General features: G+C 51.1%; 8 protein-coding genes. 4 read left to right on the top strand and 4 right to left on the bottom strand.

All coding sequences use genetic code 11. The annotated features are described in order from the left end of the window. Positions 1-8: 8 nt before the first annotated feature. Positions 9-2,948 carry a ribonucleoside-diphosphate reductase subunit alpha gene (locus tag AC2UZI_RS12280; RefSeq protein ID WP_486944166.1) on the bottom strand — a complete coding sequence of 980 codons (2,940 nt, stop codon included), beginning with the start codon at positions 2,946-2,948 and terminating at the stop codon, positions 9-11. 431 nt (positions 2,949-3,379) lie between these two features. Here AC2UZI_RS12280 and AC2UZI_RS12285 point away from each other — a divergent pair, with 431 nt between their 5' ends. Beyond that, on the top strand, positions 3,380-3,880 hold the full coding sequence (locus tag AC2UZI_RS12285) for a hypothetical protein (RefSeq protein ID WP_486944167.1): 501 nt from the start codon (positions 3,380-3,382) through the stop codon (positions 3,878-3,880). Between the two features lie 61 nt (positions 3,881-3,941). On the opposite strand, the gene gltX is transcribed toward AC2UZI_RS12285, so the two are convergent. Then, positions 3,942-5,345, bottom strand: coding sequence for a glutamate--tRNA ligase (gene gltX / locus AC2UZI_RS12290; protein WP_486944168.1), 1,404 nt, complete (start codon positions 5,343-5,345; stop codon positions 3,942-3,944). A gap of 130 nt (positions 5,346-5,475) precedes the next feature. Between gltX and AC2UZI_RS12295 the strand changes: the two genes are divergently transcribed. Next, positions 5,476-7,959, top strand: coding sequence for a bifunctional acetate--CoA ligase family protein/GNAT family N-acetyltransferase (locus tag AC2UZI_RS12295; protein ID WP_486944169.1), 2,484 nt, complete (start codon positions 5,476-5,478; stop codon positions 7,957-7,959). 12 nt (positions 7,960-7,971) lie between these two features. On the opposite strand, the gene AC2UZI_RS12300 is transcribed toward AC2UZI_RS12295, so the two are convergent. Continuing rightward, complete coding sequence (locus tag AC2UZI_RS12300; RefSeq protein ID WP_486944170.1) at positions 7,972-8,643, bottom strand: alpha/beta hydrolase; 672 nt, start codon at positions 8,641-8,643, stop codon at positions 7,972-7,974. 11 nt (positions 8,644-8,654) lie between these two features. Further along, positions 8,655-9,188, bottom strand: coding sequence for a ribosome biogenesis factor YjgA (yjgA, locus tag AC2UZI_RS12305; RefSeq protein ID WP_486944171.1), 534 nt, complete (start codon positions 9,186-9,188; stop codon positions 8,655-8,657). Positions 9,189-9,249: 61 nt separating this feature from the next. Here yjgA and pmbA point away from each other — a divergent pair, with 61 nt between their 5' ends. Continuing rightward, positions 9,250-10,617: a metalloprotease PmbA gene (pmbA, locus tag AC2UZI_RS12310; protein ID WP_486944172.1), complete on the top strand. Its 1,368-nt coding sequence runs from the start codon at positions 9,250-9,252 to the stop codon at positions 10,615-10,617. 141 nt (positions 10,618-10,758) lie between these two features. Further along, positions 10,759-11,862 (top strand): TRAP transporter substrate-binding protein, encoded by a 1,104-nt coding sequence (locus AC2UZI_RS12315; protein ID WP_486944173.1) that lies wholly within the window; start codon positions 10,759-10,761, stop codon positions 11,860-11,862. Positions 11,863-11,992: the final 130 nt, after the last annotated feature.

The raw sequence follows: 11,992 nt of genomic DNA on the forward strand, positions 1-11,992 counted from the left end.
TCAGAAAGTTATTGGCAGGCTTCGCATTCTTCGAAACCATCGTCACCGGGGCGCATTGTGCAAACCTCGCCAACGATTTCGGCTTCGGGCAAAGAGGGTGATGGTGAAACGCTTGAAGCACCAACTGCTGAAGCTGCACCATTCACTGCACTGCCTGAAGACACCGCATTAAGCTCACCAATACGACCAGTGGATTTTTCACTGCTGGTGGCGCTGCTAGAGCGTAGGTAGTAGGTGGTTTTTAAGCCACGAATCCACGCTAATTTATACGTGTCGTCCAGTTTTTTACCGGAGACGCCAGCCATGAAAATATTTAATGACTGGGCTTGGTCAATCCACTTTTGGCGACGAGCCGCACACTCGATGACCCAGCTTGGATCGATTTCAAATGCGGTGGCGTAAAGCTCTTGTAAGTGGGCTGGGATACGGTCAATGCGTTGTAAGCTACCGTCGAAGTACTTAAGGTCGGCAACCATGACTTCGTCCCAGAGGTCGTGCTTTTTCAGTTCATTAACTAAGTGTTCGTTAACGACAGTAAATTCGCCTGAGAGGTTCGATTTTACATACAAGTTGCGGTAGGTGGGCTCGATACACGGCGATACACCAATGATATTCGCGATCGTTGCGGTCGGTGCAATGGCCACGCAGTTCGAGTTGCGCATACCGTTCTTTTGAATCTGCGCACGCAATGCGTCCCAATCCATGGTTTGATCTTCGTTGATTTCAACGTAACCACCACGCTCTTCGCGCAATTTACGTAGCGAGTCGAGGGGCAGAATGCCTTGATCCCACAATGAGCCCTTGAATGTCTGGTAAGTGCCGCGCTCGACGGCCAGTTCGCTGGAGGCTTTGTACGCGTAATAGCAAACCGCTTCGGCAGACACATCCGAGAACTCAACGGCTTCTTGCGATGCAAAGGGCACGCGCATTTTATGCAAGCAGTCTTGGAAACCCATCATACCTAGACCGACAGGGCGATGGCGTGCATTCGAGTTGCGCGCTTTGTCTACGGCATAGAAGTTAATGTCAATGACGTTATCAAGCATACGCATCGCGATGCGAATAGTGCGCTCGAGCTTTTCGTGATCCAGTACAAATTTGCCATCAGCGTCTTGCTTAAGGTGTGCAGATAGGTTCACTGAGCCTAAGTTACATACCGCAATTTCGTCGTCATTTGTATTAAGGGTGATCTCTGTACATAGGTTCGAGCTATGGACCACGCCCACATGCTGCTGAGGAGAGCGGATGTTGCAAGGGTCTTTAAAAGTGATCCAAGGGTGGCCTGTTTCGAACAACATGGACAACATCTTGCGCCAGAGTGTTAAGGCGGGAAGACGTTTGTGAAGCGTGATTTCACCTTGGTCGGCACGACGCTCGTATTCGACGTAGGCAGCCTCGAAATCACGGCCGTACTTGTCGTGTAGATCCGGTGTATCGGAGGGAGAAAATAGCGTCCAGTCGCCACCTTCCATGACGCGTTTCATGAACAGGTCAGGAATCCAGTTGGCGGTGTTCATGTCGTGAGTGCGACGACGCTCGTCTCCGGTGTTTTTACGTAACTCGAGGAACTCTTCGATGTCCAAATGCCACGTTTCTAGGTAGGCACACACGGCACCTTTACGCTTTCCGCCCTGATTAACGGCCACAGCAGTGTCGTTAACCACTTTTAGGAAAGGCACAACACCTTGGCTTTCGCCGTTGGTGCCTTTGATGTGGCTGCGCAGCGCACGAACGGGTGTCCAGTCGTTACCGAGGCCGCCTGCAAACTTGGACAGCAAGGCGTTGTCTTTAATAGCGTCGTAAATGCCAGCCAAATCGTCAGGAACCGTCGTGAGATAGCACGAAGAGAGCTGCGAATGGATGGTGCCCGAGTTAAACAGAGTGGGCGTTGAGCTCATAAAGTTAAAGGACGAGATCATGTCGTAGAACTCGATGGCTCGCTCTTCGCGTTGTTCTTCACGCAGGGCAAGGCCCATGGCAACACGCATGAAGAATACTTGCGGTAATTCAATACGACGACCACGAATATGTAGGAAGTAGCGGTCGTACAGTGTTTGCAGCCCAAGGTAATCAAACTGTTGATCGCGTTCGGCCTTAATGGCTTGGGCTAAGCGTGGCAGGTCAAAGCTAGCGAGCTCGGGGTTGAGAAGCTCGGCTTCTACCCCTTGGCGAATCATCTCGGGGAAGTAGCTAACGTAGCGCTCGACCATGGCTGATTGCGCGACTTCTTCGCCTAAGACTTCTTGGCGTACGGTGTGCAGCAATAAGCGAGCGGTAACCTGACTGTAGTTGGGGTCGGTTTCAACGCGTGTTCGAGCCGCTAAGATTAGGGACTTAAATACCTCTTCGACCGGAACGCCGTCGTAGAGGTTAATGATGGTTTCGTTAAGCAAACCATCGACATCAATTTCAATAGGAAGGTTGACGCCTGCCTCTACGATGGTGTTTCTTAACTGTTCAATATTCAAGGGGCGTTTTACGCCGTTTTCGCTAACGTGCAATGCGGGCGTATGAGCGGCCTCGTTAGCTGCTTGTTTTTGTGCGGCTCGTTCTTGGTTTCGTTTTTCGCGGTACAGCACATAGGCACGAGCGGTATCGTGCTCGCCAGAGCGCATTAACGATAGCTCAACTTGGTCTTGAATTTCTTCGATGTGGAAGGTGCCTCCACTGGGGCGGTGACGTACCAAGCCATTAACGACTTGCTCGGTAAGTTGGTCTACAAGTTCGCGAATGCGTGCAGAGGCAGCGCTTTGGTCTCCGTTAACGGCTAAAAATGCTTTCGTCATGGCGACAGAGATTTTGCTGGGCTCGAAATTAACGACAGCACCGTTTCGGCGTATAACATTGAAGTCTACCCACTGGCTGGCATCGTGATTGGATGCTGGCGCGGCGGAGCTAGTAGACGTGACCGTGGCTGACGAAGTTGCAGCAGTCGACGTGGTTTGCATGTGGATGTCCTTGAGCTGGGGTCAGCGCGGCAGTGTAGGGGCCAGCGCGACAGTTTATTAAGAATATTTGGTGGAACAACGAGCGCAAACGCGCATTCTTGTTACTGTGGCGCTGCTTCCTTTCAACCACAAGATGTAGTGGTGTAGCAGCTGCCTGACACTAATTGTAGTGGTGTAAGTCGTTGTGATCAAGCCGATTTTGCGCTTGACTTTTTGCAATTCGCAAACCGGCATGATGCGATTGTACGCGTGATTGCGCAAAACCTTTATTGGTGTGCCTTTGGCCTAAATGTTAGTAAATATTAAGCACGAATTTTGTAATGAGTGCTCACGATATTACCGCGCGAGCTGAGTTAGAATCATGGCTGGTTCTAGGTGGCTGCGTTGTCAGCACCGGTTTTTGTCTTCCAACACTTAGAAGAGGTTGTTCTATGTTTTTTCGCCACAAAATCACAAGCTCGTTTACCTTGAGTTTATTGGTGGGGGTGTTTTTAGCGGGTTGCGCGCAACAACAACCGGCTCAGGGTGGTGCAGAGCAGCCGGTGGCGCTCAAGGCATGTCAGCCTGCCGATGCCACGGATCAGCTCGTGGGCAATTGGCTAAGTAAGCGGCAAGAAGAGGGTGTGGCGGGCGAGTTACGTACGTTATTTACGTTGCAAGCAAGTGGGCAAATGGCCTACACCGAACAATTAAAAAGGCCAAACCAGCCTTCTCAGGGCTTAGCCGAAGCCGGTTGCTGGTGGCGTGAGGGGGATGTGTTGGTGTTAGAAACACGCGAATCAAATGGTCTTGAGGTTGATACCTCAGATCCGATCTTTACCAATCGCTTCACCGTAATACGTTTGGAAGCCGAAAAACTGCTGCTTTCAAACCCAATGGGCAGCAACTACGAATTAACACGTACGTCTCAGGGCTATCGTTTACCGTTTTAGTAGGGTACCTAACATTAAGCCACCGTATTAGGGTGGCTTAATGTGGGTCGATATGGCTACCTTATAAGGCCGCTAAACGTTCTAGCACTTTTTCTCTACCCAGTATGGCCAGTACGGCATCAATGGCAGGTGTTTGCTTGCGTCCGGTAACGGCCACTCGTAATGGAATTCCGAGCTTTGGCATTTTGATGTTGTTGGCGGCCAAGGTGTCGCGTATGGCTTGTGCTAAGGATTCAACCGTCCATTCTTGAAGCGCCTCGGCGTGTTGTTTGAAGCTGTGTAAAAGCTGTTTGGCTTCATCGGTAAGCACGTCGTCTTGCAGCTCCGAAGGTGCCGGCGTAAAAGGGGCACAAAACAGCAATGCGCTTTCTGCTAGATCATTAAGGGTTTCAGCGCGATCTTTAAGCAAACCCATCACAACATCCAGATCAGTGGCAGTAGGGTCGGCGCCCAGTGCGCGGATGCGTGGCGCAACCTGCTGAGAAAGCGAGGCATTATCACTTTGCTTGATGTAGTGGGCATTGACCCAATTTAATTTTTTTGGATCCCATTGCGAAGCGGATTTACTTAAATTACGGGTATCGAACCATTCTACAAACTGTTCTCTACTAAACAACTCACTGTCGCCGTGACTCCAGCCTAGACGAGCTAAGTAGTTCACCATGGCATCGGGCAGATAACCGTCGGTGTGATAGTCCATAATGCTCACAGCCCCGTGGCGTTTCGACAGTTTTTCACCATCGGGCCCTAAAATCATGGGTACGTGACCGTATTCTGGGACGGTGGCGCCCAGCGCTTGCAAAATAGTGATTTGGCGTGGGGTGTTGTTCACATGGTCATCACCACGAATAACGTGGGTAATGTTCATCTCCCAGTCGTCAATGACCACACAGAAGTTGTAGGTAGGGGTGCCGTCAGCGCGAGCGATAATTAAATCGTCCAGCTCGCTGTTATCAAAGCTGATGCGGCCTTTCACCATGTCATCCCAACTGGTTATGCCATCTTGAGGGCACTTAAAGCGCACCACGGGTGATCGCCCCTCGGGTATGGGGCCTAAGGTCTTTCCCGGTTCCGGGCGCCATGTGCCATCGTATCGTGGTTTTAAACCACGCTCGCGAGCGAGTTCGCGCATGGCATCCACTTCTTCGGGCGTGCTATAGCAGTAATAGGCAGTGCCTTCTTTTAGCATTTGTTCAATGACCGCACGGTAGCGTTCAATGCGTTGCATCTGATAAAAAGGACCTTCGTCGGTCTCCATTCCTAACCAGTTCATGCCGTCGATAATGGCTTGAACTGCCTCGGGGGTAGAGCGCTCTACGTCCGTGTCTTCAACGCGTAGAATAAAACTGCCTTGATGATGACGCGCAAATGCCCAAGAGAACAGGGCGGTGCGTGCTCCGCCCAGATGTAAATAGCCCGTAGGAGAAGGGGCGAAGCGAGTACGTACAGGTGTGGATATTGTCATAGTTTGGTGTAATAAGACCTAGGCTGTCGATTGTTAGCCATGCATAGGTATAGTCTGCGATGTTTGTATTTTAAGATAGTAAACAGAGTCTGGCCCTTTCTGTCGTGGTTTTTCTTTTTTAGGGAAGTGAATGTTCTCTTATCGCCATCGCTTAGCGGCCTTTTTTGAACCTCGTTCATTGGTGGTCATTGCGGATCGCGAGATGCCGCACGTGTTAACCGAGACCTCGGCTTTGGCTGGGCGTTATGCTTTTTTTAAGTACGATGACTCACCAGAATGGGCTTTACCAAAGACCTTAGCGTTTCTTGAGCCGAGCCATCGTTTGGATTTGGTGGTTTTGAGTCTTAAGCAGAGTGCTTTAGCAACAGTTTTAGAGCGTTTAGCATCTTGGCAGCCGCGGGCCTTGTTGCTTTTGGCGAATTCTGAGGGCATTGAGCACCAAGCGCAAACGATGGCGTTAGTGCGGCAATGGGCCAGCGCGCATCGTTGCTATGTCATCGGGCCGAACGCTTTTGGGATACAGCGGCCTGCTTTGGGGCTGAATGCCAGCTTGACACCAACCTTGGCTGCCAATGCAAAAGTGGCGTTGTTGTCTCAGTCTCGCAGCTTAAGTGCGGCGGTACTGGATTGGGCTGATGATGTGGGCGCTGGTTTTTCTTGTGTGGTGTCTTTAGGCGCAGAAATCGATATTTCTTTGGTGGACGTGCTTGGTTTTTTTGCCGTTGACCCTCGCACCAATAGCATCGCCGTGATCGCCGATGACACCGTTTCAGCTCGTAAGTTTAGCAGTGCTTTGCATGCCGCTGCCGCTGTGAAACCCGTGGTCATACTGCCTATTGATGCGGTGAATACCAATGATTCGCCTGAGCGCCATGCGGTGTTCGAGGCCTTGGTACGGCGGGTAGGGGCGGTGCGCATACATTATTTTGTGCAGTTGTTTTCGGCATTAAAAGTGTTGGTGTATGCGCGACGACCTAAAGGCGGTCGATTGGCGCTGTTGAGTAACGGCGAGGGCGCAGCGGGGCTTGCTGCCGAGGTCATTCGACGCGGAAAGACCTCTCATTTAGCTACCCTGCAGCCACACACCATCAAAGCATTATCGGAACAGTTGGGCAGCGGGGATAAATTAACCAATCCGGTCATCACTTATGCCGCATTGAATGGGGAACGGCTTCGTGACGTGTTGCTAAGCTTAAACGCTGATGAGAATGTTGATGGCATATTGGTGTTGTTGGCCCCTGATCCATTATCTGACTTGGCTTCTGTGACCCAAGTGTTGGTTGAGTTGACACAACAGTTACGTAAACCCATCTTAAGTTGCTTAACCGGCGAGCGCAGTATGCGACCTCTTCGCTACCGTTTAGATGATGCCGGCGTGCCTGCTTTCCGTACCCCCGATACGGCTGCCAATGCCTTTGATTTACTGGCTTCTTATCATTATGGACAGGTTGTTGCTCAGCAGGTGTTGCCTGCTGACCCCCTCAGTATGGCGCCTCAGTTAGCGGAGGCGCGTGCGTTGGTCGAAGCACGCATTCATCAAGCGCAGCGCCAATTAGGCGAGGCTGATATCCGTTCGTTGCTGTCCTATTTTCATATTCCTATACAGCTTGTAGGGGCGAAACAATACGAAGATAAACGTGTTGAGGCAGAGTTAAGCCCCTTATCAATACGTGTGCGTAGGCAGGCTCAATTGGGGCCGTATTTCAGTGTTAGCCCAGGAGGGCCCGACTCAGGAGCCGCCACTAATTATCGTAATCTCGAGCTGCCGCCTTTAAATCGGGTGTTAGCACGTCAATTATTAGAGCGCTGTTCAGGATGGGCCGCCGTGTATGAAAAGCAACTTAGCCCTACAGTGCTGGAGGCATTGAAAGACAGCTTAGAGCGAATCTCCGAGTTAGTGAGCGAGCTTCCCGATATCGAGTCGGTGACCATCGACCCCCTAACCGCTGATGGCCGCAACTTATATTCAACTCACATACGTATAGGCTTGGCAGAGAGCTCAAGCGGTAACATGGCCCCAGCGACGGGATACGCGCACTTGGCAATTCACCCTTATCCTCGGCACTTGGTTCAAGAGCAACATAACGCTGACGGAACCACGTGGCTAATGCGGCCCATACGGCCAGAAGATGCTCAAGCCTTACAAGAGTTTGTGCGGGCGTTGTCGTTTGAGTCGCGTTATATGCGGTTCGTATCGATGATGCGCGAGCTAAGTCCTAAAATGCTGTCGCGCTATACCCGTATTGATTACGATCGAGAGCTTGCGCTTGTAGCCACAGTCATGACGCCAAACCCTAAAGACCGAGGGCGCTTACACGAAAGCGTGGTGGGGTTTGCGCATTACCTGCGTAATAACGACGGCTTAGGCGCAGAGTACGCCTTGGTGATCGCCGACGATTGGCAGCGGTGTGGCTTGGGAACGCGGCTGATGCAGGGTTTAATTCTTGCCGCCAAGCATCAAGGTTTGCACTACATCAATGGCTACGTATTAGCAAAGAACACGGCCATGCTTAGGTTGATGCAAAGCTTGTCGTTCACCGTAGAGCGAGACCGAGAAGATCCCACTCTACGTCAAGTGTGGTTGCGGCTGCGTGATGAAACCGTTGATCATTAGCCGCTTAAGCTGCTATTTCACTAAGACTTTTCTTAAGAAATCAGAGATGTCGGCAATTTCTTCAGCGCACACCGCGTGCGGCATTGGGTAGGTGTGCCATTGGACGTTGTAGCCTAATTCATCCAATAGTTGTTTAGAGTCTTCGGCGCGAGCTAAGGGCACCACCGTGTCTTGTGTGCCGTGAGCCATAAAGATAGGCGTGTCTTGATTGGCTTTATGGCGTTCGCTTTCCGCTTTTTTAGCTAGCGGTAAATAGCCGGACAGGCAAATCATGCCAGCCAGTGATTCTTCCAGTCGTAGGCCGGTTTGCAAGGTCATTGCACAGCCCTGTGAGAAGCCAGCAAGCACAATGCGTTCGGTGGGAATATCGCGGGCATTCTCACGGGCAATTAAGTCTTGTACAGCGAGCTGAGAGGCACGCAGGCCGCTTTCGTCTTCTTGACGCACGAGGTCGGCCATGTAGATGTCGTACCATGAGCGCATTGCCATTCCGCCGTTAATGGTCACGGGCTGCACAGGAGCATGGGGGAAAACAAAACGGATAGCGGTATCTTGAGGCAGAGTTAGCTCAGGAACGATGGGTGCAAAATCATTCCCGTCGGCACCGAGACCGTGAAGCCAAATGACTGAGAATTCAGGGTTGGCTGCGGTTTCTATTTCTACGCATTCAAGTAGTGGGGTCATGAATACTCCGGTTAAGCTACGATGGTTTTAATGGCTTGAAACAGGCTTCGATAGTGTTTACGGACGGGCTCTCGACCTTCTGGCAGGGCTTCATTCTGCTGTGCCTCGCGTCGGGCCGAGCGGACTAATGTGCGAAACTCTTGCACATTCACTTGCTCGTAGGTATCGAAAAATTCGGTCAGGGCGTCATCGCTACGCATGAGTAGATCGCGTAATGCTTCAAGGCGATGCATGGCGCGCGCTTGCTCTTTAGAGCCATTCTCCCAGATGTCGAGCTGATGCGTTATCGCTGCAGCGTCTTCATTGCGTAACAGCTTGCCCACATAATGCACTTGGCGTCGTTTGGCTTCACGTGCAGTTATACTTCGGGCGTCTTTAATAGCCGTGTACAGTTTGTCTTCGAGTTTAAGTTGGCGTAACTTGTCATCTGACAAGTCGATGAGCTGTTTGCCTAAGTCAACTAAAGCCAGCATTTCACGCTTGACTTGTGACTTGCTTGGGCCGAAATAGCCGTTTTCATCGGGTTCTAAATTACGTTCGGACATAAAAGAATAAAAAAATTGTCGCCAATTGGCTATCATAACCGCCTAACCTTAAAGAGTATCAATGAGCGAACCATTCATTTCTAATTTACCTATCTCTGAGAACCAATTTCGCTTCTGCGAGTTGGTCAGCGACGCCTTGGCACACGCTAAAAAACTGGGCGCTTCCGATGCGGCCGTGGAAGTCTCTGAAAATCGTGGACTATCGGTGTCGGTGCGAAATCTTGATTTGGAAACGGTTGAGCAAACGCGTGATCGCGGCTTAGCCATCACCGTGTTTGATGGCTTAAAACGAGGTACAGCATCGACCTCTGATTTTGCCCCCAAAGCGCTAAAAGAAACGGTTGCAGCCGCATGGCACATCGCAAAGCACACGGCTGAAGACTCGGCTGCGGGGCTTCCGGAAGCAGAGTTTCTCGCTCTTGATTACCCCGACTTACAGCTCTATCACCCGTGGCAGCTTAATGCAAACACAGCGCAGCAATTGGCCTTACGGGCAGAGCGCGCCGCCTTGGACTATAGCGATGCCATTGAGAATAGTGAGGGGGCTTCGCTCGATAGTTATGAAGGTCATTTTGTGTTGGGAAATAGTCGCGGTTTTTTAGGTGGCTACCCGTATAGCCGTCATTCCCTTTCGGTTTCGCCCATCGCTGGGTCGGCAGAAGCCATGCAGCGAGACTATTGGTATAGCGCTGCGCGCCAAGCTTCGCAGTTGGCTGCGCCGGAGTCTATCGGAGCCTATGCGGCCAAACGCACGTTGGCTCGCCTATCGGCGCGTCGTATTAAAACGGGTAACTACCCTGTGCTCTTCGAGGCGCCATTGGCTGTAGGGCTACTTGGTTCGCTGGTGCAGGCTACGAGCGGTGGAGCGCTTTATCGTAAAAGCACTTTTTTACTCGATAGCTTGGGTAAACGTGTTTTAGCAAAACATCTTAGTGTGTTCGAAAACCCACACGTAAAAGCAGGCATGGGCAGCGTGCCTTTCGATAGCGAAGGCGTGCGCACTCAGGCCCGTACCGTTGTAGAGAATGGCACGCTTGAAGGGTATTTCTTATCCAGCTACACCGCACGGAAATTGGGAATGACCAGCACAGGTAACGCCGGCGGGTCACATAATTTGCGATTGGTGTCGAAGCTAACTAAGGCTGAGGATGATTTCGAGGCGATGCTGCAGAAGCTGGGGACAGGCCTATTGGTTACCGAATTGATTGGACAGGGCGTCAACTACGTGACGGGAGACTACTCCCGCGGTGCCTTTGGGTACTGGGTAGAAAATGGTGAAATCCAACACGCTGTGGAAGAAATAACAATCGCTGGAAATTTAGCAGACATGTTCCAGCGTATCGTGGCCGTTGGTGCGGATACCCAAACGCGGGGCTCTAAAAGCGCTGGCTCTATTCTTATCGAGCAAATGGCCATTGCCGGTAGTTAAGCATTTAAAAACACGACGCCGTTAAGTGAGCACAAAAACTTAGGTTTATCCTTATTACACCCATGGTTTAGCCGGTGTATGATTCAGCCTCAGTCGCCACCTATTCGGCGTACGCTATTGAACCCAAGGAGATTCAGCACTATGGAGCGCCGTTCATTTTTGAAGAAGGCGGGTGTGGGTGCGGTAGCAGGTACAGCGGCCTTTGCCGCTCCTGCTATTGCGCAAGGCAACCCTAAAGTTAACTGGAAGATGACTTCCACCTACGGGCCAACAACGCCTGCCTTATATGGTACCGCGCAGTTGTTTGTGAAAATGGTTGAAGAGGCCACTGATGGCAACTTCTCCATCCGTCTATATCCTGCAGGTGAAATCGTTCCTGGTTTCGAGGTGATGGATGCCGTCGGTAATGGCACCGTTGAAGCAGGGCAAACCGCTTCATATTATTTCTACGGTAAAGATCCCTCTTTTAGTTTTGATACAGCCGTTCCTTTCGGTCTGAACTCGCGCCAGCTTGATGCGTGGATGTACGAGGGCGAGGGCTTAACATTGCTACGCGAGCTTTTTGCTACCCGCAACATTGTGAACTTTCCCTTTGGAAATACCGGTACGCAAATGGGCGGTTGGTACCGTAAAGAAATCAACTCCATTGAAGACCTTAAAGGTTTGAAAATGCGTACAGCGGGCTTCGCTGGCGAGGTGCTTGCGCGCTTGGGTGTTGTGCCCCAACAAGTACCACCCGGTGATATTTACCCATCGCTAGAAAAGGGCACCTTGGACGCTGTAGAGTTCGTTGGTCCGGTGGACGACGAGAAGCTCGGCTTCCAGAAAGTCGCTAAATATTATTACTACCCAGGGTGGTGGGAAGGTTCTGCGCAGGTTTCGCTCTATATTAATGACGAAGCGTATGCGAATTTGCCGAAACAGTATCAGTCCGTGGTGTCGACATGTGCTCGCGCTGCAGCCAATAAAATGCTGACCACTTACGATACGCAAAGCCCTGGAGCGTTACGTCGTCTCATTGCAGGCGGAGCCTTGCTCAAAGCGTTCCCGCGTGACGTTATGGACGCGTCTTTTGAAGCATCAAACGAGCTCTACCAAGAGTTCTGCGATAAAGACCCCATGTTCAAAAAGATTCACGATAGCTATATGTCTTTCCGTGACGAGCTTGTGCCATGGTTCCGTGTGGCAGAGGGCTCATTTGATAACTATCTGGGCATGGCTTTGGCGAATCGCCGCCGCTCCTAAGTTGTTGTGATTCAACCCCTATGTGTAAAATACATAGGGATTTTTTCTCGCCAGCCTGCAATTAACATGGTAGAATTATCCGGTTTTAGCCAACGTTTGTCTCTTTGGGGTGGTTTGTAAATCACATAGC

This window comes from Paenalcaligenes sp. DL 463, assembly GCF_057475185.1.